General features: G+C 58.4%; 21 protein-coding genes and 1 pseudogene. 15 read left to right on the forward strand and 7 right to left on the reverse strand.

Features of this window, described 5'->3' with window-relative positions; all coding sequences use genetic code 11:
• Positions 1 to 7: 7 nt before the first annotated feature.
• Positions 8 to 499 (reverse strand): periplasmic heavy metal sensor, encoded by a 492-nt coding sequence (locus ACQRA4_RS10025; protein ID WP_427822938.1) that lies wholly within the window; start codon positions 497 to 499, stop codon positions 8 to 10.
• 422 nt (positions 500 to 921) lie between these two features.
• Here ACQRA4_RS10025 and ACQRA4_RS10030 point away from each other — a divergent pair, with 422 nt between their 5' ends.
• From ACQRA4_RS10030 to ACQRA4_RS10065, 8 genes are all read left to right on the forward strand, one after another.
• Positions 922 to 2,733 (forward strand): ATP-binding protein, encoded by a 1,812-nt coding sequence (locus ACQRA4_RS10030; protein ID WP_427822939.1) that lies wholly within the window; start codon positions 922 to 924, stop codon positions 2,731 to 2,733.
• Positions 2,730 to 4,124, forward strand: coding sequence for a sigma-54-dependent transcriptional regulator (locus ACQRA4_RS10035; RefSeq protein WP_427822940.1), 1,395 nt, complete (start codon positions 2,730 to 2,732; stop codon positions 4,122 to 4,124). The genes ACQRA4_RS10030 and ACQRA4_RS10035 overlap by 4 nt, the downstream gene beginning before the upstream one ends.
• A gap of 511 nt (positions 4,125 to 4,635) precedes the next feature.
• A complete protein-coding gene (locus ACQRA4_RS10040; RefSeq protein WP_427822941.1) occupies positions 4,636 to 5,091 on the forward strand; it encodes a hypothetical protein in 456 nt (151 codons plus the stop codon).
• Positions 5,037 to 5,639 (forward strand): MarC family protein, encoded by a 603-nt coding sequence (locus tag ACQRA4_RS10045; RefSeq protein ID WP_427822942.1) that lies wholly within the window; start codon positions 5,037 to 5,039, stop codon positions 5,637 to 5,639. The genes ACQRA4_RS10040 and ACQRA4_RS10045 overlap by 55 nt, the downstream gene beginning before the upstream one ends.
• Before the next feature lie 26 nt (positions 5,640 to 5,665).
• Positions 5,666 to 6,976, forward strand: a complete 1,311-nt coding sequence (locus tag ACQRA4_RS10050; RefSeq protein WP_427822943.1) for an NCS2 family permease — start codon at positions 5,666 to 5,668, stop codon at positions 6,974 to 6,976.
• Between the two features lie 88 nt (positions 6,977 to 7,064).
• The gene (locus ACQRA4_RS10055) at positions 7,065 to 8,450 is read left to right on the forward strand and encodes a sodium-dependent transporter (protein WP_427822944.1); all 1,386 of its coding nucleotides are present in this window, start codon (positions 7,065 to 7,067) and stop codon (positions 8,448 to 8,450) included.
• 127 nt (positions 8,451 to 8,577) lie between these two features.
• The gene (gene lepB, locus ACQRA4_RS10060) at positions 8,578 to 9,204 is read left to right on the forward strand and encodes a signal peptidase I (RefSeq protein ID WP_427822945.1); all 627 of its coding nucleotides are present in this window, start codon (positions 8,578 to 8,580) and stop codon (positions 9,202 to 9,204) included.
• 15 nt (positions 9,205 to 9,219) lie between these two features.
• On the forward strand, positions 9,220 to 9,939 hold the full coding sequence (locus tag ACQRA4_RS10065) for a magnesium chelatase domain-containing protein (RefSeq protein ID WP_427822946.1): 720 nt from the start codon (positions 9,220 to 9,222) through the stop codon (positions 9,937 to 9,939).
• A 172-nt stretch (positions 9,940 to 10,111) separates the two neighbouring features.
• Here the strand turns inward: ACQRA4_RS10065 and ACQRA4_RS10070 are convergent, their stop codons facing one another.
• The 3 genes from ACQRA4_RS10070 to ACQRA4_RS10080 form a co-directional block, all read right to left on the reverse strand.
• Complete coding sequence (locus ACQRA4_RS10070) at positions 10,112 to 10,315, reverse strand: hypothetical protein (RefSeq protein ID WP_427822947.1); 204 nt, start codon at positions 10,313 to 10,315, stop codon at positions 10,112 to 10,114.
• Between the two features lie 17 nt (positions 10,316 to 10,332).
• Positions 10,333 to 10,677: a hypothetical protein gene (locus ACQRA4_RS10075; protein ID WP_427822948.1), complete on the reverse strand. Its 345-nt coding sequence runs from the start codon at positions 10,675 to 10,677 to the stop codon at positions 10,333 to 10,335.
• Between the two features lie 140 nt (positions 10,678 to 10,817).
• The gene (locus tag ACQRA4_RS10080) at positions 10,818 to 11,303 is read right to left on the reverse strand and encodes a hypothetical protein (protein WP_427822949.1); all 486 of its coding nucleotides are present in this window, start codon (positions 11,301 to 11,303) and stop codon (positions 10,818 to 10,820) included.
• A 215-nt stretch (positions 11,304 to 11,518) separates the two neighbouring features.
• On the opposite strand from ACQRA4_RS10080, the gene ACQRA4_RS10085 reads away from it, so the two are divergent.
• The 7 genes from ACQRA4_RS10085 (at position 11,519) to ACQRA4_RS10115 (ending at position 15,494) form a co-directional block, all read left to right on the forward strand.
• Entirely contained in the window at positions 11,519 to 11,953 is a 435-nt protein-coding gene (locus ACQRA4_RS10085) for a hypothetical protein (RefSeq protein ID WP_427822950.1), read from the forward strand.
• 140 nt (positions 11,954 to 12,093) lie between these two features.
• Positions 12,094 to 12,408: an HNH endonuclease signature motif containing protein gene (locus ACQRA4_RS10090; protein WP_427822951.1), complete on the forward strand. Its 315-nt coding sequence runs from the start codon at positions 12,094 to 12,096 to the stop codon at positions 12,406 to 12,408.
• A gap of 29 nt (positions 12,409 to 12,437) precedes the next feature.
• Positions 12,438 to 13,352 (forward strand): hypothetical protein, encoded by a 915-nt coding sequence (locus tag ACQRA4_RS10095; RefSeq protein ID WP_427822952.1) that lies wholly within the window; start codon positions 12,438 to 12,440, stop codon positions 13,350 to 13,352.
• Positions 13,353 to 13,639: 287 nt separating this feature from the next.
• Positions 13,640 to 14,602, forward strand: a complete 963-nt coding sequence (locus ACQRA4_RS10100; protein ID WP_427822953.1) for a Rha family transcriptional regulator — start codon at positions 13,640 to 13,642, stop codon at positions 14,600 to 14,602.
• Between the two features lie 9 nt (positions 14,603 to 14,611).
• Complete coding sequence (locus ACQRA4_RS10105) at positions 14,612 to 14,887, forward strand: hypothetical protein (RefSeq protein ID WP_427822954.1); 276 nt, start codon at positions 14,612 to 14,614, stop codon at positions 14,885 to 14,887.
• A gap of 39 nt (positions 14,888 to 14,926) precedes the next feature.
• Entirely contained in the window at positions 14,927 to 15,145 is a 219-nt protein-coding gene (locus tag ACQRA4_RS10110) for a hypothetical protein (RefSeq protein WP_300907150.1), read from the forward strand.
• Positions 15,135 to 15,494, forward strand: a complete 360-nt coding sequence (locus ACQRA4_RS10115) for a hypothetical protein (protein ID WP_427822955.1) — start codon at positions 15,135 to 15,137, stop codon at positions 15,492 to 15,494. The genes ACQRA4_RS10110 and ACQRA4_RS10115 overlap by 11 nt, the downstream gene beginning before the upstream one ends.
• 52 nt (positions 15,495 to 15,546) lie before the next feature.
• On the opposite strand, the gene ACQRA4_RS10120 is transcribed toward ACQRA4_RS10115, so the two are convergent.
• The 3 genes and pseudogenes from ACQRA4_RS10120 to ACQRA4_RS10130 form a co-directional block, all read right to left on the reverse strand.
• The gene (locus ACQRA4_RS10120; protein WP_427822956.1) at positions 15,547 to 15,780 is read right to left on the reverse strand and encodes a hypothetical protein; all 234 of its coding nucleotides are present in this window, start codon (positions 15,778 to 15,780) and stop codon (positions 15,547 to 15,549) included.
• A 184-nt stretch (positions 15,781 to 15,964) separates the two neighbouring features.
• The gene (locus tag ACQRA4_RS10125) at positions 15,965 to 18,583 is read right to left on the reverse strand and encodes a hypothetical protein (protein WP_427822957.1); all 2,619 of its coding nucleotides are present in this window, start codon (positions 18,581 to 18,583) and stop codon (positions 15,965 to 15,967) included.
• 2 nt (positions 18,584 to 18,585) lie between these two features.
• A pseudogene (locus ACQRA4_RS10130) lies at positions 18,586 to 20,850 on the reverse strand (hypothetical protein); the annotation flags it as partial.

Raw genomic sequence — 20,850 nt, forward strand, 5'->3', positions numbered from 1 at the left:
CGTATTTTCAGTTCCCCTGTCTCCAGCAGCCGCCGCGTCCGCCGTAACCGCCATGACCGTGACCGCCGTGGCGCATGCCCATGTCGTGGTCATAACCCATGTGGCCGTATCCGGGGCCCATGTGGCCACACGCCGTGGGCAGGCCCTCTTTGTCGAGCTGCGCCCGGAGGTCGACGCGGGCGGCAAGCATCTTGCCGCGCAGCTCGCCGATTTCTTTGGACAGGCTTTCAATTTTACCCTTGTCGGGCGAGGGGCTGCTCATCTGGGCGTCCAGTTCGGCGCGCTTGGTGATCAGAGCCTGGCGAACGGAGTCCATTTTCGCATAATGGCTGTTGAAAATGCTTTGGGCCTTTTCCCTCTGCTCCGGCGAGAGGGGGGCATTGTAGCGGGGGCCGCCGGCGCAGTCGTCATAACCGCGCGCCTGGCTGATGCCGGCGAAGCCCAGAACAAGCATCGCCGCAAGGGCCAGAGTCGTTGTGCGCAGAGTCGTCTTTTTCATTGTGTTCTCCAGAGGGTTTGTGTGCGAAACCGTCGCGGCGCGCACAGCTTGTCATATATTTTGGCGTTCGCGCTGATGTTTCAGGCGAACCGCCCGATATAAAGCAAAGCGCGTGCCGTTTGCATCAACATATTGAAATAAAATAAATAATTAAAAAGTACTGCCTCAAATGTTGTCCGTAACGCGGGAAAGGCGTAACCTTTTTACCCGCTGACGGGTAAAAAGGTTACGCGCATGGCCTGAGGGCGTGGAAACGGCTGATATGGAAACCGCGCCGCGTAACGGCCGCCCGCGCTTGCGGCATTCAGGGGCGGCGCGGGCATGAAATTTGTAAATAATACGGACGCGGCGGTTCATATTTGATTCTGGATATGTTCAGGGCGACAATGCCCTGAAGGCAATCCGCCTTGTACAGGGATAGTATGCAAAAGCGCCACGCGACGCTCTCTCACGAGGAACAGCGGCGACATACACGGTTTTTCTGGCGGGCGCTGGCCGGGCTGGCCCTGGCGGGCATATGCGCCACGGCCATGATGGTCGCGCGCGGGGCCGAGCAGGAAAAGCGCCAGCTGCTGGACAATATGCAGGGCCGGGCCGATGTGCTGATCTGGGCTTTGGAGGGCAGCGCCCGCTCTTTCGGCCACATGCGCCAGAACCCCATGCTGAATCTGGTGGCGGAAGTGGCCAGACAGCCGGGCGTGGCTTATATCGCCCTGGTGGATGCGGACGGGCGGATACTGCTGCACAGCGACCCCGCTCTGGCGGGCGCGCTGCTCTATGACAGCGAGACCCTGCGCGGCCTGCGTGTAAGCGACAGTTCCCAAAGCCGTTTCGTGCCGGGCGACCCTGATCTGTTCGAAACCTACAAAACCTTCACGCCTTCCCGGCCCCGCGCGGGCGGCATGGGGCACATGCGGCGGCATATGGCGGGCGGCGGGCACGCCATGCCGTGGGCGAATCCGGCGGAGGGCCAAGCCGTCTTCGTGGGGCTGGACGCCTCGCACTTTGCGGAAAGGCTGCATGAATACGTTTTTCATCTCAGCGTCATAGCCGGGCTTGTGACGCTGGCGGTTCTGGGCGGCGTCGTGCTGCTGTTCTACATTCAGAATTACCGTTTTTCCAGAAGAATGCTGGAGGATACGCGGGCTCTGGCCGCGCAGGTCATTGACAGCCTGCCCGCCGCGCTGGTGGTGACGGACCCGCATGGGCGCATCTCGCTGAGCAACCGCCACGGCCTGGAAATGCTGGGGCTTTCCGGGCGGGAAAAGGAGCCGCTTTCCCTGCATGACGCGCCGTCGCTGAACTGGCAGGCCCTGATGGACGAGCTGGATGCCGGCGCTGTCATTCTGGAACGGGACATGGATCTGTTCCGTTCCAGGGCCAAGCCGTTGCCGGTCAGCCTCAGCGCCGCGAAAATCATCGGCAGTGAACAGAGCTTTCTGGGCTATCTGTTCATTCTGCGCGACCTGGGGGAGATACGCAGACTTCAGAAACAGCTTCGGCAGAGCGAGCGGCTTTCCGCGTTGGGCAATCTGGCCGCAGGGGTGGCCCATGAAATCCGCAATCCGCTCAGTTCCATCAAGGGCTATGCCACCTATCTGACCGAGAAGCTGAAAAACGACAAAATGGCCTATGCCACGGGGCATATTCTGATTCAGGAGACCGAGCGCCTGAATCGCGTCATGTCGGATCTGCTGAGCGTGGCCAGGCCGTTGGAGCTGCGCTTGAAACCGGTGCGCGTGGAAGGCGTGCTCAGGCAGGCCGCGCGGCTGATCGCCCCGGACGCGGAGGAAAAGGGCGTGGCCGTGCATTTGCGCCTGCCGCCGCCCGGCGTTTTTCCAGAGCAGGGCATCCCGCTGGACGCCGACCGTCTGATGCAGGCCCTGCTCAATCTGCTGGTCAACGCCGTGCAGGCCACGGCAAGCGGCGGCGACATTGAGATACGCCTGGAAAGCGCGCGGGACAGGGCCGGCAAGAGCGCTCCCGGCGGGGGGGACGATTTCTGGAGCATCAGCATCAGCGACACGGGCTGCGGCATGCCGGCGCAGACCGTGGCCCAGCTGTTCACTCCCTATTTCACGACCAAGGCTTCCGGCGTCGGCCTCGGCCTGGTCATCAGCCAGCGCATTGTGGAGCAGCACGGCGGAGAAATAAAGGTATTCAGCCGGCCGGGCAAGGGAACCACCTTCACCATATTGCTGCCCGCGGCCGCGCGCGAAGAGGATGGGCCATGAAAAAGCTGACGATTCTGGTGGCCGACGACGACGCCACTCACCGGGAGATGCTGCGAACCCTGCTGCACGAATGGGGCTATGCCGCCGGCGAGGCCGCGGACGGCGAACGGGCCGTGGCCCTTTGCCGCGAACAGCCCTTTGATCTGGCGCTCATGGACGTGCGCATGCCCAAAAAGAACGGCCTGGAGGCTCTGAAGGACATCAAGGCGCACAATCCGGCCCTGCCAGTGCTGATCATGACCGCCTTTTCAGACGTGGCGGCGGCTGTGGAAGCCATCAAATCCGGCGCATACGACTATCTGACCAAGCCGCTGGATTTTGAAAAGCTCAAGGTCGTTCTGCGCAACGTCTTCGCCCATGTGGGCCTGGTGGAGGAAAACGCCTCCCTCTCCCGCAGTCTGGCCGCCACCGAGGCCCGTTCGGACATGGTGGGGCGCAGCGCGGCCATGTCCGCTCTCTGGGAGATGATTCGCACCATCGCGCCCACGGACGCCACAGTGCTGATCACCGGCGAGTCGGGCACAGGCAAGGAGCTGGTGGCCAGGGCCGTGCATGCGGCCAGCCGCCGGGCGCAGGGGCCCTTTGTGGCGGTGAACTGCGCGGCCCTCACGGAATCGCTGCTGGCCTCGGAACTTTTCGGGCACGAAAAGGGCGCGTTCACCGGCGCGGACAAAAAGCACGAGGGGCTTTTTCTCAGGGCGGACGGCGGCACGATTTTTCTGGACGAGATAGGGGAAATGCCCCTGTCCATGCAGGTCAAGCTGCTGCGGGCGATTCAGGAGCGTGAGGTGCTCAGCGTGGGCGGCAACAGGGCCGTGCCCGTGGATGTGCGCATCATTGCGGCCACCAACCGCGATCTGGCGCGAGAGGTGGATGCCGGGAACTTCCGGCAGGATCTCTATTACCGGCTGAATGTGGTTGCCCTGGCCCTGCCGCCGCTGCGCGAACGCGCGGACGACATCCCCCTGCTGGCGCAGCATTTCATGAATCGTTTCGCCGCCAGGAACGGCAAGCGGATCAAAGGCTTCACGCCCGGCGCCATGGACCGTCTGGTGCGCTATGCCTGGCCGGGCAATGTGCGCGAGCTGGAAAACGTCATTGAGCGGGCCTCCATTCTGCTGCTGGGCGAGCACATCAGCGAGCGGGAACTGCCGGAGCGACTGAAAGCGCCGGAACAGGGCGACGCCCTGGCCGACGCTCTGGAATCGGATTGCCCGACCCTGGATGATGTGGAACGGGCCGTGATTCTGAAAACCCTGAAGCGCTTTGGCGGCAACAAAACCGAGGCCGCCAGGGCTCTGGGCATTACCCGCAAGACCCTGCACGCCCGGCTGAACAGGTATCAGAGCGGGCGGGACAACGCGGAGGCGGGCGACGCCACCGTCGGCTAGGGTCTGATTGCAAAAGTGGGCACACTACAAAATCCGCAAGGATTTTGCGGCGGCGCAGCCGGGGCATTTGCGAAAAACCACGTTTTTTCGCCAACAATCCCGCAAAAATTCTTCGCGGAATTCCGCGCGGAACCTTTGCAATTAGACACCGGGGTCGCGGGCGCGGACGGCGCATGGACATCCGGCTGGGCGCGTGGCATACTGCGACATCGCTTTGGTATGCGAAAACGGCCGCGCCCGGCATGCGGTCGCTTTTTTCTCCCATTCGTTCCGCGTTGGAGCTGATTGCCTTTACCATGCGCTGTGATTCAAAGGCTTTTCAGCCGAAAAACGCGCCTGTCGTCGCCAGAGCCCCATGGGCTTTCCCGCGTCAGCGGGGCGGGCGCAGGCTGTTTTTCGGCGCGCGGGCTGAAGGCCGGCCAGGCCGAAGACGCCCCCGCGCGGGAAACGGGCTGAACGGTTCCGGCTCTCCCGCCACGGAGACCCCCCGCGGAGCGCCTCTGGAGGACACATGGGCAACATGGCCGCCGGCGGCATTGTCGGCATGAGCATCAGGCCGTATGCGCTGATGACGCTCCCCGCCGTGCTCCGCGCCCTTATCGGCTGCGCCGGAAGCTGTGCGCGGAAGGAAAGGACGCTGGCGGCCTGCAAAACCTCCCTGGCGATTTTCGCCGCCGGTTCCCTTCTCTTTCTGTCCGGTTCGCGCCTGTTCACGCTGTTCGGCTTCACGCCGGACGCCCTTAGCATCGGCCCGGGCCCGCTGCTGGCGGCCATTGCGGCCCGGGTGATTTTTACGAACATGGCCGCGTTTTTGGACTCGCTGGACTCACTGGACTGGCAGGCCCCGCCGCGCGGCGCATGCGCCTGCGTTGTCATGCCCCGGCGGGCCGGGGCCGAAAGGGAGAATGATGTATGGAAGGCTCCGTCAGCGACCTGCTGGGAACGAGCATCAAGCTGTATGCTCTGATGACCCCGCCCGCAGTGCTCAGCGCCTTTATCAGCGGCACCAAGGAGTATGACAAAAGACAGAAAATCTCCGTGGCCTTCAAAACCTCCACGGCGATTTTTGTTATCGGCGTGGTGCTCTATCTGTTTGGCTCCAATCTGTTTGAGCTGTTCGGCTTCACGCTGGACGCCTTTCGCATCGGTTCCGGGGTTCTGCTTATGCTGACGGCCGTGACCCTGATGAACGACGACGGCGACACTGTGCACGCCAGGCACGAGGGCGACATCAGCGTGGTGCCCCTGGCCATTCCGCTGGGCATGGGGCCGGCCTCCATCGGCGCGGTCATGGTCATGGGCGCGTCCGCCGCTGATTTTCGCGGGATGCTGGTGGGGGTGCTTTCCCTGCTGCTGGCGGCCGGGGGCATGTTTCTGCTGCTCTGCCTGTCCGACGGCGTGGCGCGGGTGCTGCGCCGAACCGGCATCGCCGTGCTGTCAAAACTTACGGGGCTGCTGCTGGCGGCCATTGCGGCCCAGGTTGTGTTCACGGGCATCAACGGTTTTTTGAAATAAGCCCGCGTACGGGCAGGAGGTCGGGAATGCGTCTGCTGGAAAAATATTTCAACCCCGCCGCCAGGGGCAGTTCCGTCAAAAAGGAATGCCTGGCTGGTCTGACCACATTCATGGCCATGTGCTACCTTGTTTTTGTGGCGCCGGCCATGCTGGCTGACGCGGGCATGCCGAAAGACTCCGCTGTGGCCGCCACCATCTGGGTGACCATTCTGGCGACCCTGGGCATGGGCCTGTGGGCCAGGTTTCCGGTGGGCGTGGCGCCGGGGCTGGGCATCACGGCCTTTTTCGCCTATTACATTTGCGGCCCGGCGGGCTACACATGGCAGACGGGCATGGGGGCGGTATTCATTTCCGGCGTGATTTTTCTGCTGCTTACGGCCACCCGCGTGCGCCAGATGATCATCAATGCCGTGCCCATGGACCTGAAATACGCCATTGTGGTGGGCATTGGCGCGTTTATCGCCTTTATCGGCATGAAGAGCTGCGGCATTGTGGCGGCGGATCCCTCCACCTTCGTGACGCTGGGCAATCTGGGCCAGCCCCAGACCCTGCTGGCCGTGGCCGGGCTGTTTCTGATCGGCGCGCTCATGGCCCTGCGCATTCCCGGCGCCATGATCATAGGCATTCTGGCCGTCACCCTGGCGGGCATGCTGCTGGGGATAACGCCTGTGCCGAAAGAGGGAATTTTCTCCACATCCTTGCCGCTGCCCACGGAAACCTTTTTGCAGCTGGATCTCAGGGGCGCGCTGCACCACGGCCTGTTCTCGATTATCTTCACCCTGACCATGGTGGATCTTTTTGACAACATGGGCGTGCTCATCGGCCTGGCGCAAAAATCCGGCTTCATGCGCGAGGATGGACATATTGAAAATCTGGACAGGGCCCTGATTACGGATTCTCTGGCCACCATGTCCAGCGCCCTGCTGGGGGCCACCACGGCCACCAGCTATCTGGAAAGCGCCACGGGCGTGGCCGAGGGCGGTCGCACGGGTCTGACCGCCGTGGTCATCGCCGGGCTGTTTTTTCTTTCGCTGTTTTTTGCGCCCCTGGTGGCGCTCGTGCCCTCCTTCGCCACCGCGCCGGTGCTGATCATTGTGGGCGCGCTGATGATGCAGGAGGTGGGGCGCATCCGCTTCGCGGACTTCACCGTGGCTCTGCCCGCCTTCCTGACCATCGTAAGCATGCCGCTGACCTTTAATATCGCCACGGGTTTCGGTTTCGGCTTTGTGAGCTGGGTGGGCGTCAGGCTGCTTTCGGGCCGTTTCAGAGACGTCAATCTGATCATGTGCGTCATTGCCCTGTGTTTCGGGGTGAACTTCGCGCTACGGCTGCATTAGAGCCTTTTCACGTTGCAATGCGCTGTCGGCAGACAGGGCAAAAAGGCAGTCTGGAAATTTTCGGTGCGCGCCGCGCCAGGGGGGCGGAATGAAAAAGGAACAAGGCAAACGCGAAATGCTGGGCAGCCGCCTGGGCTTTCTTTTACTGTCGGCGGGCTGCGCCATCGGCCTCGGCAATGTCTGGCGTTTTCCCTATATCACAGGCGCGTATGGCGGCGCCATTTTTGTGGGCATCTATATTTTCTTTCTTTTCGCCATCCTGCCCATCATGATCATGGAATTTGCCGTGGGCCGCGCCTCGCGCCGGAACATGGGGCTGGCCCTGCGCGTGCTGGAACCGGCGGGCACGGGCTGGCACCGTTTTGGCTGGCTGGCGCTGGTGGGCAGCTATCTGCTGATGATGTTTTACACCACAGTGACGGGCTGGATGCTCTCCTACTGCTGGTTCATGGCTTCAGGCGCCTTGTCCGGTCTGACGCCCGAAGCCGTGGGCGGTTTTTTCAAAAACGCGCTGGGGCGCGCCGATGTGCAGATTATCGGCATGAGCCTGAGCGTGGCCATAGGCTTCGGCGTCTGCGCCCTGGGCGTTCAGAAGGGCGTGGAGCGCGTGGTCAAGCTGATGATGGTGGGCCTGCTGCTGATTCTGCTGCTTCTGGTGGTTCGCGCGCTGCTGCTGCCCGGCGCGGGCGCGGGCGTGCGCTTTTACCTCGTGCCGGACTGGGGCAAATTCAGTGAAGTGGGCGTGTTCAGCGTTTGCAACGCGGCCATGAACCAGGCGTTTTTCGCTCTTTCCGTGGGCATCGGGGCCATGACCATTTTCGGCAGCTATCAGACCAGGGATCGCTCGCTCACCGGCGAAGCGCTCTGGATCATGGTGCTGGACACCTTTGTGGGCATCATGGCCGGTCTGATCATTTTTCCGGCCTGCTTCGCCTTTGGTGTGGAGCCAGGCGCCGGGCCGGGGCTGGTTTTCGTGACTCTGCCCAATATCTTCAACGCCATGAGCGGCGGCCGCCTCTGGGGCACGCTGTTCTTCATCTTTCTGGCTTTTGCCTCCCTGTCCACAATCATCGCGGTTTTTGAGAACATCATTTCCTACAGCGCGGACGTCTGGGGCATGCCGCGCCGCAGGGCCACGGTCTTGCACGCCGGGGTCATGTGGCTGCTGTCCCTGCCCTGCGCGCTGGGCTTCAATCTGTTGAGTTTTGTGCAGCCCCTGGGCGCGGGCAGCAGCATTCTGGACCTTGAGGATTTTCTAATCAGCAACAATATCCTGCCGCTGGGCGGCCTGCTTTTTCTGCTGTTCTGCTGCCTGCGGCGGGGCTGGGGCTGGGACGGCTTTCTGGCCGAAGTGGATCAGGGCGTGGGCGTCAGGTTTCCGCGCCGGTTGCGCGCCTATCTGACCTGGGTGCTGCCCTGCCTGATTCTGCTGCTCTTTGTGGCGGGCTATGTGGACAAATTCTGGAAGAGCTGAAAGGAGGCGGGCGGAGTGTCTTGCCTTTGCCGTCGCATCGCGGCATACTTTTTCTTTGCGTCCGGCCCTGTTGCGCGGGCCGCGCGCCGGGAGGGCATCCCGGAATTCGCCCTGAAAAGGAATCGTCATGAAAGCATCTTTGCTGCGGCAAAAGGCGCGCCCCCGGAAACCGCTCTGGCGCGAATACGGTGAAGCCTTGCTGGTCGCTCTGGTTCTGGCCCTGCTTATCCGCACCTTTGTGGTTCAGGCGTTCAAAATTCCCTCCGAATCCATGCTTCAGACCCTGCTGGTGGGCGACCATCTGCTGGCCAGCAAGTTCGCTTACGGCGTCCGCATTCCCTTTACCGACACCTATGTCTACAAGGGGGACGACCCGGCGCGGGGCGACATCATCATCTTCAAGTACCCCAATGATCCCAGCGTGGACTATATCAAGCGAATCATCGGCCTGCCCGGCGACGTTATCGAGGTGCGCAACAAGCAGCTCTACCGCAACGGCCAGCCGGTCATGGAATCCTATATCCGTTTTGCCGACCCGGACGGCATGGAACCCGTGCGGGACAACTACGGGCCGGTCACCGTGCCGCCCGGCAAATATTTCGTCATGGGCGACAACCGCGACAACTCACTGGATTCCCGCTTCTGGGGCTTTGTGGATCGCAACGCCATCCGGGCCAAGGCCTGGCGCATTTACTGGTCCTGGGGCGGACTGGACGACATCCGCTGGGGGCGTATCGGGCAGGCGATCAGGTAGCCTTGCGGCGAACCCATGGTGATTCGTCTGTACAGCGGCGGCCTGAAAGGCGTGGACGCTTTCCCGGTGGAAGTGGAGGTGGATTACGCCCGCCAGGGGCTGCCGGGCTTCAGCCTGGTGGGGCTGGCCGAAACCGAGGTGCGCGAGGCCAGGGATCGTGTCTTCGCCGCGCTCCGGGCCTGCAACTTCCGGCTGCCGCCGGCGCGAATCACCGTCAATCTGGCCCCGGCCGGGCAGCGCAAGGCGGGAACCGGCTATGATCTGCCCCTGGCGGTGGGCCTGCTGGCCGCCGCCGGGCTGATTCCTTCGGACAAACTGTCCGGTTTTTTCTTTACAGGCGAGCTGTCACTGACCGGAAGCCTCAAACCCGTGCGCGGCGTCCTGCCTCTGGCCATTCTCGCCCGCGGGCATAAGGCCGCCGGCCTGGTGACGCCGCCGGGCAATGCGGCGGAAGCCGCCGTGGTGCGCGGCCTGCCGGTGTATGCACCGCGCGACCTGGCGCAGTGCGCGGCCTTCCTGGCCGGGGCCGAGGCTCTGGAGGCCCGCTTGCCGGGCGAAAGCCCCGCGCCGCCCTCCGTCTTGCCGGACTTCGCGGAGGTCAAAGGGCAGCAGGCCGCCAAACGCGCGCTGGAGATAGCCGCCGCCGGAGGGCACAACCTGTTGATGATCGGGCCGCCGGGCAGTGGTAAAACCATGCTGGCCCAGCGCCTAGAACATAACATGCTTAAATTATAATACAAAAGCATATCAAAAATGTGCCAAATGTGTCCAATTTGGCATTTTATCTTCCCTCCCTATGTGCCCAAGGGCACATCCTCAGCCCGCTCGGGCGATCCTCCCCTCCCCAAAATACACAGCCCCCGGAGCCACAATAGGGAACCGGGGGCCATTTTGCAGGATGTCAAGACTATTTGCCGGCTGCGGTTCCGGCCTTCATCTCATGGTGATGGCAGCCAGAAGCCATGCAGATGATCTTCCAGGCGTCCTTGAGGTCGTCCAGCTCTTCGCTGTCCAGGTGGCCGTTGCTCTCCTCAAGGATGTGGTCAACGGTCTTGAGCGCCTTTTCCTCGGTTTTTTCGGCGGCCCGGTTCCGCCATTCGGTAAATTCCATATATGTTTCCTCCGGCGCTATTGCCGCGCCACAGCCTTGCCAAGCTGGTAAAGTTTGTCGATATCGCTCTGATCCAGTATCAGCCCCATGACCGTCACCTTGCCGCCGCTTTTCTGCATGGCAAAGCTGGCCATTTCCTTCGTGTAATCCAAGTCTATCATGCCGTCATTATCCATGACGCCAATGCTTTTGAGCTGCGCCACCAGATCGGGATTGGCGAAATACTCCGTCGCCCTGTGCTGCGCCACAAAAACAGAGCCATAAGCCATAAAGCGTTGCAGGCCGCTTACGGCCTTGGGCGCAAGTTCGTTATCCACAAAACCCGCGTAGATGGTGGCGATGTCGGTTGGTGCGATTTTCATTTTCCCCTACCTTGTCTCTGGTTTAATGGGGGAGGGGCCGGCCCCCTCCCCACTATGGGCTTACCCACCCCGCTTTCTGCCGCTCCTTTTCGCCCTGGCGCTGGCCGCCTGTTTGGCGGGAGCCTGGGCCGGGGCTGCCATTAGGCTGAGGCGGGCGTGGTAGGGGCCACCCACGAATTGTAGCGCGGCATCTGTTCGGGGCAGATGGCGTCGGCGGGCATCACCAGCTTGCCGGGCACATAGGTGCCCTGCATCTGGCAGCGCAGCAGACGGATTTCGCCGCGCATGGCCTCTTCGCGTACGGCGGCTTCGGCAACCACGCGCTCAAGGTTGCCGATGCGAGCGCGGTTTTCGTCAAAGCGCTTGTCCATGGCGGTCAGGGCCTCACGGAACGTGTTGATGCCCACGCCGTCGGCATAGCGTTCGGCCTTGAGCTGACCGATTTCCGCATCCTTGGCAGAGATGGCAACCTGATAGGCTCCCTGCCCGGCCATGGCGGCAGCGTTGCCGCCCAAGCAGCCGCCGAAACCGTTAAAGAAACCGCCGTTGAGCAGACCAAGAGCGGTGCCCGCAATGCCCAGACCAAGACCGGAACCGGCCACTCCCTTGCTTGCATATTCAGCCATGATATTCCTCCAGATGAGATGAAATGGTTCCGAAAGCGGGATATCCGCTTTCAAAATCATTTTGCCCATGTGGGGATTTTTGTCAGCCTTTAAATCGCAGGATTGGCCAGGTTTGGCCAATCCTGCGACGATGTTTAATTTTTATAAATTAAACTTAAATTTATTGACAATTAAATGCAAGGAAGATATTTTGAAGTTAGCGAAAGGAGGTACCTATGAACACCGCTAAATCTATTGCCTATCGTTGGGGGCAAGTATTGGCCCTTTTAGACGCGGCGACGCCGCGTGGTCTTACTGTTGTGGCATTGAATAATGCCATGACATCACCGGCAAATAACTTTGCGTCACTCATGCGCAAGGCCTTACCGTTGCCGCCAGATATCGATGATCTCATGGGAAAAATCATATCCGAGGTGCAATCTTGGCCAGAAAATCTTACCCTTACTGAGCAAGGCGACGCGCATCTTGGATATTATCATATGCGTCCAACATTGCCAGAACACAAGCCGACTCGTGGGCGTCCCTCTAAGCGTGAGGAAATAGATTGGTCTGCTGTGGATTGGAATAAGAGTGATGCTGATATATCTGACGAGCTTGGCTGCACCCGCCAAGCTGTACGTCAAATGAGGGCAAAGCGCACGCCCAGATGATAATCTTTGCTGTGGACACCAGCTGTAGCATATTTTTCCAGCCGCCTCCGGGCGGCTTTTTTCTTGCCCTCACTCTCTCGACTTTCTCAAGAAAAATCCGTGCCCGTTGCACCAGCGTCGGTTTGCTGGTAGGTGGGGGCATGAAGAAGTTTACGCTGTGCGCCACCCTGCTCTGTTGCCTCGTCCTGACGTCTATAAGTGTTTGCGCGCGCCCGGAGCGATCTCGCACGCAGGTGAACGCCTTTCTGCGTCAACAGGGTTTGACGCGAGTCCCGCCGGGTTATGAGGTTGATCACATCGTTCCGCTCTGTGCCGGAGGAAAGGACACCCCGGACAACATGCAGCTTTTGACAAGGGAACAGCACCGCGAGAAGACACGGGATGATCTGCGGCGATGCAGGAAGCTGAGGGCAAAGAGTCAAGGAGCCGTGTCAGCAGGCGAGGTTGTGGACTAATAGGGTAATGCGAAGATAGGGAGGGGGGGATGGCTTTTTTTGATATCGTTACTCGTTGGGCAGTTAATAGGCAAAAAAAAGATTTGCAATCTATGGCAGATGTGCTCAAAGGGATGGATAATGAAGAACTATTTTTTATATATAAAGGTGTAAAAGAAACTGGTATAGCACTGCAAAACAAAATGCATCTTAATGTATATAAACCATTTCTTGCAATAGAGCAAGACAAAAATATTACGCAGAAGTTAAAATTTTTAATAAAGAAATCTAGTGAGCAAAATGAATTTGAATTATCATCAGCTTTTTCTATATGGCTATTCACTATAAGAGCCGCAATTTCTCCAGAATTACGTTTTCTTGGTAAAGAAATATGGGAATATTTAGGGAAAATGGAAGATGATATTTCTTTTATTCCTGAAGGGTTTAGGTCTGAAAAAATCACTGAAAGACAACGACTTTCACAATTGATGCCGAAGAGCATCACAAAAAAACATTATGAATTCTCAAATAAAAACAACGAGGAAATCATATTATCATCTATAAAATTAATGCATAAAGTAATATTTCTTCATCCGAAGTCTTTCCCTATGATATGTGGAGAATCAGCGGCTTTATCAGACTTTATTTTATGTCCACTTCTTGAGAACAAAAAAGATAATATCGCAAATGATGAATTTGCTATAGATGTTATTCTACCCTTAATAGAAAAATCCTATACAAGTGACAAGGTGAGAGCATATGCCCTCAACTTATCACTTTTAATGTATTGTGAAAACTATATTTTTAATATTAAAGACTGGAATATAATAAAAAACATGATGATATTTAACAAATATGAAAAATTCATGTATGCAAAAAGCTATTTTAATGCTATCCCGTCTTTTGCGAAAAATAATATAGAACTGATAAATAAAAAAGCTGCGGCTCGTGGAATTCCAACTTAAATATAGCGGTAACACCCATGGCTGTTTGGCATATCCCCCTTGACATTCTCCTGATTTTATGGCGTCATTCGCTCACGGAGCTTAACAACTCCTCACGCGACGGACGCCTTTCCCGAAAGTCAAGGCTTTTTTCTTGCCCCTTTTAGGGTATGATTACGGCTATCTGGTCGGGAGTAGGCTAATACAATACCCGCAAGGGGAATATGCCTGCCGCTCGCGTGCGGTTGTTAGCTCCCGGCCTTTGTTTTTTGACAAGGGCCAATAACAACACCACGCGAGGTTTTATCATGTCACAGGCCCAAGTCCTTCCCACCGAACATTTTTCCCCGTCAGTTTCCCTCATCGAAGGTCGCCCGGCGACCACCTCTCTTGCCATAGCCGAGTGCTTCGGCAAGCGACATGATGATGTGACAAAATCCATCCGCAATCTGCACGCCAACTGCCCGGACGAATTTCGTGCCCGCAATTTTGCGGAGACGTTCCGAACCGTTGCCGGGCCCAACAATTCCCAACGTCAAGAAAAATTTTTCACCGTCTACTTCGACGGCTTCATCCTGCTCGTCATGGGCTACACGGGCAAGAAGGCGCTTGCCATGAAGCTGGCCTACATCGAAGCATTCAACGCCATGAAGGAACAGCTTGACAAGCTCGCGGAGCAGGAGCGGGCGCGACGTGCTGCGGAAGCTAGGGAACTTCCCGACGTCTCCCGGCTCTCCACGCCCGCCAGCCGGAAGCCCCTGCGGGCGCTGGTGCATGCGTGGGCGCAGGTATCCGGCACACCGCACACGGCGCTGTGGCCGCAGGTCAAGGCGCACTTCCAGCTTTCGCGCATCGACGACCTGCCGGAAAGCTGGCTGCCAGATGCGCTGGAATGGGTACAGGCCAAGATCGACAGCCTGACCCCTGCCCTGCCGTCAACCGACAAGGAATCCTTGACAGTTGCCCCAGCCATTGAACCCGCGCCTGAACAGGCATTGGCCGCCGCCACGCTTGACGCCAAGACCTATGCGAGCGGCAAGCAGTTTTTCGACGATGTGAGCAAGCTCAGGCGCAATGCCGAGGGTATCCGGGAAGCTCTGCACATTTTTGCCCGCCCCGGCGGACGTAGCGCAATCCTGCCCCATGAAAAACAGATGCTCTATGACAACGCCAACGAAGCCGCCAACGTGGCCGTCACCTCGCTCAATCAGGCCATCTACGCTCTGCGCATGATCTACAACATCAGGGCGCACGTCAGCTTCAGCAGGTAGGGGGCTGTCATGGATACGCGGACAATCCTCTCCATCGACGCGGCCCATGGTATGCAACGCAAGCACTCCAAGTTAATGCGCGACCTTGACCGGGTGCGCTCCATGCTCCCGCCGGAGCTGGCCGCCCGCCTGCTGGCGCGCGTGGATGTGCCGGGCAAAAACGGCAAAACCGTACGCGCCTACCGCCTGCCCAGGGAGGCGCTGGCCCTGCTGTTCATGGGCGAGGCCACAAAGGTGACCGTTACCTGGGCGGCTGGATTTTTACAAAAGCATTGCCATGACTAGCTTTCGTTGCTATCTAATCATGAGCAAGGAGGTTATGCTATGACCACCATGACTTATGACTCCTTCATCGAAACGGAAGAATTTATCACGGCGGAGGAATACCAAAAAAGACGGGCGGAGGGGAAGATTGACCCCCAGAATACGCGCATCGTCCTCCCCGATCTTATAGCAGGCCAGCCTGGGGGATTTATGGTAAAATTGGCTACACCTCGATATCGTATAGCCTTTAATGAAAAGGAGCAGCACAGTGTCTTCTGACAATGTTCCTATGCGCCAGCCTCCTGAATCATCAACTGATGTCCAGGCACAAAAAGAATTATTAACATTGCGCGAAAAGAATCAGTTTGATTACTCCATGGCTGTTCTGGCGGCACAGGAGAGAGACCGCCAAGCCTATAGAGAACATGTACAGAAAATATACAAAGCCTCTTTAAGAATCTGGATTTTTGTAGGGGCGTTCCTCCTTATTGCGGTAATTGCAGCTTTCATTTCAGGGAAAGAGCAATTCATCTTGGAATGCCTTAAATACATAGTGGCCGCAGGCGGAGGTGGGGGCGTAGGCTACGTCTTTGGATACCGAAGGCGCAATATGGAAACGACTTCTTAAACCTTCCGTTTTTACCCAAATGCAGGCCGGACGCCACAAGCGTCCGGCCTTTTCATCGTGCGCGGCCCCTGTCTTCTTTGTCTTGCGGTTTTGTCCAGCGGGTCTTGGCGACCAGTACAAGCCTGTCGCCAACATAGCCGCAGGCAGGACAGCGCAACCGCTGGTATCTCACTGCATTCAGCGGCCATCCTTTGTAGTTGTCGTCCGGCATGGCCGGCACGGTATCCGTTTTGGTAGCCGGTACGGGCCTGCCGCAGTTGGGGCAACGTTCGGCGCTCTTAGCCATATTGGCGTCCTTCAGCTTGCCACCGGTATCCTCCCAGATTAAGCTGTGGCACTCATTCGTCACGGATGAGCCATTTGGCGGCGGATACTCTGCAAGTGGAGGCTCGCCACTTGCGGGGCCGTGGCCCGGCTCCCCCAGCCGGGTCGGTGGGGGCGTTGCCACGCCCCCGCCTCTTGCCTGAGATTTACCTGAATCCTCCTCCACGCCTGATATATTTCGAAGGCGGGAAAAGAAACTCCTGCCCGAATTCTTTTTTCATTTTGCGCTCCATGCGTCGCAGCGTCCCCGGCGACTGCATTTCGCGGATATGGTAGAGTAGCGACCAGTCCAGAGCCGCCCGCGTGTACCAGAGGTTAATGAATGGCGCGTTGTTGATAGCCATGCGAAGGGCGTCTTCTCCCGCATCAATGAACTCGCCGCGTACAAGCTGCCCCCCAACAGCGCCTATTTCACCGGCCAGGCCGCCCAGAGGACCAACGGCGGTTTCCGCAAAGCTGTTGCCGAAACGGTTCACCTTGCCCAGCAAAAAATCACCGAAAATACCCAGTCCGCCGGACTGCATGCATGCGGCAAGCCAGGTCTCCTTATGGGCCAGACTTCGCGGCTCGCGGCCCTTGACGATGTCCTTGAGAGTCATGGCCGCATAGCCGAAAGCCACGGACGACAACACAAATCCCATGAGCCCGCCCATATCCCGCGTTAACGCGTCACGCGCAGCTCCCGGCAAGTTGCGCAAGCCGTAACGCATGCCCTGTTGTCTGTCTCCCCGCACCCAGCGGCGACCACCAAGAACGCGCTGCATGTAGGCAATGGGAAATGACTTGAATTGCATTATCGCCCGCCAGAATTCACCGGCGGCTGTACCGGGACGTGTGCCCTGACGCATGATAGCGCGCGTGGCGTCATCAGGTTCAATGATGGCAAAATTCGTTTCGTCCGCCAGCATGGCCATGCTGTCAAAACGCAGGCTATCCCGTATACGGGCCAACTCGCGCGCCTGAACATCTGGTGGAGCGTTTCTCAATCGCTTCGGCAAAAGCGGCACAAGGTCGGCGTCCGTCAGCCCGGCGGCGGCTTCCGGCGTGAAGTAGATCTTGCCGTCTTCCGCCTGACGACTCATTTTGCGCATGACTTCCCAGCGTTCCGGCCTCACGCCGTGATATTGCAGCATGGCCCGGCGCGGAGCGTCCAGCTGGTCAAAGGATTTGCCCGCAACTTCGCCCAGGTGGCCGGACAACCAGAGCGTATAGCCAGCCTTGCCGCGCTCGGTGATCCAGTTCAACCCACTCCAGCGGAAAAGCTTGTTCTGCAAATCAGAAATCATGCCCGGCGCGCCGCTGGCATCATCCCAACGGGCGCAAATCTCACCACGGATATTGTCGCAAAACGCCCCGCACTGACGGGCGACTTCCCGTTTGCCTCCACCATATCCCTGAAAGTACTGCCCAAGGCTTTTTGACATGGCCCCCGGCCAGGTTTCGCCGTTGACGCGCATGCTTGCCGCCTTGACAAATGCGTCGGAAACAGCGGAAAGCGAAGCGCCGCCAAGTTTGGAAAGCGTCTGTATCGCCCGCAATACGGCTCCAACCCGCGCCAGGGTGGGGTTAACGGCCCATGACGTTTCGCCGCTCAGCTCCGCCAACCACTGTGCGACTTTACCCTGGCGAATAATCCCAGGTGAAAAAGCATTGCTGAGTTCCTTGTCTCTCCGGCTGATTTCCTCAGGGGAAAGCGTCTTGTCTTCTTTAAGCGCAAGATGCTCCCGTTTCAAAAGACGTTCCAGGGTAAATTGCGGATTTGGCCCCAACCGTTGCATCAAGGCCAGCGCCCGCGCATCCTGCTCCATGTGCCAGAGCATGGCGTCCAGAATATTACCGCGCCCGTAGGCGTCATGATATTCCAGAGCGCTGACGGCGTCCTTGAAATGAAGCACACGGCTTTTGCCCATGCTTGAGGCCAAGTTGCGCGGACCGGATACAGACGAACCGCCGCCCGTAAAATCTCCGGGCAAACGCGGGTTTTTCCCCACTGTCAATGTTTTGTAGACGCCTTCAAGCAACTCGCGCGCCCGCGCTTCATCTATCAGTCCAACGCCGTCAAAGGTACGTTCAAGGTCAAGGCGGGGCATCATGAAATCAATCCATTTCTGTTTTCCCTCCTTGCCGCCTGCCATAAGCTTGTACGGGTCATGATTCTGTGGCGTCCAACCTTCCAGATGCCCGATGTCAGCTCCGGCGGCATTAAGCTGTACGCGGCTCTGCTCCAGATAACGGCTGAAAATGTCTGCTATGGCGCGGGCGTTTTCGTCTCCGGTGCTGCCAGGCTCGCGCATTTCAAGAAAAATGTTGTCATGGAAAGATTTGCTTTCGCGCATGAGTCGTAACGCTTCACCGTCGCCCACGGCCTCCAATTCTGTCAGCATGGGTGATATCCACGACTTGAAGATGCCATTGCGTAATGCGGAGACAGAACGCCGCGCGCCGTCAAACCGCTTGGAGATGCCAACCAGCATGGCCTGAATGCCGTCAAGGGCGGAAAAACCCTGCGCCTTCACGGAGTCAATGAAGTCGGCCATCTCGCGATACCTGATCAATCCCAGGGCTGTGCGCCGCCGCTGTACGACCTGCTGTCGCTTCATGCCTTCAGCGGTTGCTGTCCATGCGCGGGAAAGGTTCTGCGGGGATAACTCGCCGGATTCTTTCAGACGGGCCTTTTGTGCAAGCAGTATGTCCACGATTTCGCGGGCTTCCAGTTCAGACGCTCCGGCCTGCCTGACCGCGGCAATACAGTCTCGCTTTTTCATGGCTATTCCGCCACCTCCATGACGCATTCCAGAACGGATTGCCCAAGCTCTTCATATTTTTCGATGCGGGCGGCCTGATCCGCGGCTTCAGCCAGCAGGGCGGCATCTTCTCCGTCCAGCTTGCCCTGTGCTTCCAGATCCGCCATACGCGCTTCCACGTCAGCATCCACGGCGGCATCGGCGTCCATATCAGACATCTCGGCGTCCTCGCCGCTTTTTACCTCCGGCGCGGGCGGGAAATCATCCCGGCGTTCAATGCTGTAATCCGGCTCAAGCGCGGTTTTTCCGGACGACGCGCCTGCCTCTGAGTCAGGAAACTCCCGCTGCAACGCGCGCGCTTTCCGCAATGCCTGCGAATCCCTTAATACTGGCCCCACATCCACGGGCTGGCCGGCGGCCATATCCGCTAAAGCCTTTTCCTGGGCACGCATGATATCGCGCTTTTCCCGCCCGGCCAGTCCAGCCCGCAACAGGTCGGCCTCATCGTTGCGGGCATCGGTCACGCGCCGATTAATTTCCCGCGCGCGCAACTGGTCTTCCGCCACCAGCAGACGATCCATGACGCGCTTTACTTCTGGAGTGACATCCCTTAATTCGCCTCGGCGCGTCAGCGCCCGGTAAATATGCGCCAGCCAGCGGGCAAAACGCTGAAATGTTGTCGTCAGGGCAATGTTGGGGGCCTCTCCCCTGCGGAAATAATCCACCGCCATATTGGCGAATGCTTCATGCGCTTCCGTGCCGATGGATCTGCCCGGGTCAGCATCCGCTCCAATGGCTTTGGCCACGTCCTTCCATCCATCGCGCACCCAGGCGGGCGCATTGGGTCGCTGAGCGGCTGCCCGCAGGTTTTCCAGAAAGAAATGCCCCGCGCCTTCGTGAATAACCGTAGAGATATCGGCTTTTCCCCTGAACAGACCTATCAACGCTTGTCCGTCTTCGGGCCGAAAAACAATAGCGCCTCGCGCGCTGGCCGGCTTGGCGTCGGCCTGGAAGTACGTATTGAGAACATCAATGGCCTTGTCGTCGAACACCACAAAGCAACGGCCATCCTGTTGGCCGTCATAGGTGATGCCCTTGACGCCGTGTTCATTGAGCCAAAGGGAGGCAGCTTTATCCGTGCCCAATTTCCCTCGCAGGTAATTGTACACCCCTTTGCCTGACCAGTCTTTCAGTATATCTCCTAATGATGCCTCTTCGCCAAACTCATCCCTTATTGCATGGATGGCCTTGCGGACAACTTCGGGTTGGTCGTAGTACGGCTTCTGCTCGTCCAGCAGCACATCGTCTTCGGGAATATCCACTTCGAAAAGCTGTCCGCGTTCTTCAACCTTGAGCCGATCGCCAGCCTTGATATTCCGCAAGACTTCAAGGGCGTCCACGGCTTCCGGCACTCCGTAATCAACATCATTCTGCAATTCCGCTATGGCTTCGTCGATATTTCCGATGGACGCAAGAAGCTCATCATCAGCAATCTTGTTCCCTGTACTGGATTCCAGAGTGCCTTTCACACCGTCGTAAAATGGCTTTCCGTCAAGTGTGATATTGACGCCAAGGTCGGTTTTGTATCTCTCGCTCGTCCCTCTCTTCTGCGCGAAATACAAACCCCAGCCGTGCGCTTGGTTCCCTTCGCCCGTGCCTATGGCGTCAAGGCTGAACTCGTCGAAACGGTGAGGCGTGCCGTGCCAGGCCGTCTGAAACAGCACTTGCCCGCTCCCGTCATTGACGCCGAGCTTGTCCCGGAGTATGTTCATCACATCGCCCCGGTTGGCCGGCTCAGTGTACCAGTTTTCCTTTTTTTGGAAGTGGTCCTGATATAACCAACCGGGGTCGATTATTTCCGTCAGCTCGTGATCATAAAAGCGATTCCCGTTCGCGTCCTCCCGCACAACAAATCCGACAACATAATCCTTGCCGTCCAGCCTGATCTTGTTGGCAAAAATATGCGACATGAGGCCGGCTTTTTTCTTTGCGGAAGCCACATGGATGCCGCTTTCCACAATCTGAGGAATGAATGGCACGGAACGGGCGAGGGGCTCATCAAATCCATGAGAAAGAGAGCTTTCAATACCCTTGGGCGTCACCCGCACTTCCCAACCCGTATCCGCATTGGGAACAGTCGTCTTGCCGGAGAAATTTTCCTTGGCCCATTTTTTGAGGTTTTTGCGCAGGTTTTTCGTGTCCGCCGCAATGGCCTTCCCTTCTCCGAACCATTGCGAGCTGTCGGCCTCAACGCCGGGCAGCTCCGCAAAGCGCTGGGGAAGGGAAGA

Origin of the sequence: Desulfovibrio sp. SGI.169 (assembly GCF_050313595.1) — a bacterium.
Taxonomy (GTDB): domain Bacteria; phylum Desulfobacterota; class Desulfovibrionia; order Desulfovibrionales; family Desulfovibrionaceae; genus Desulfovibrio.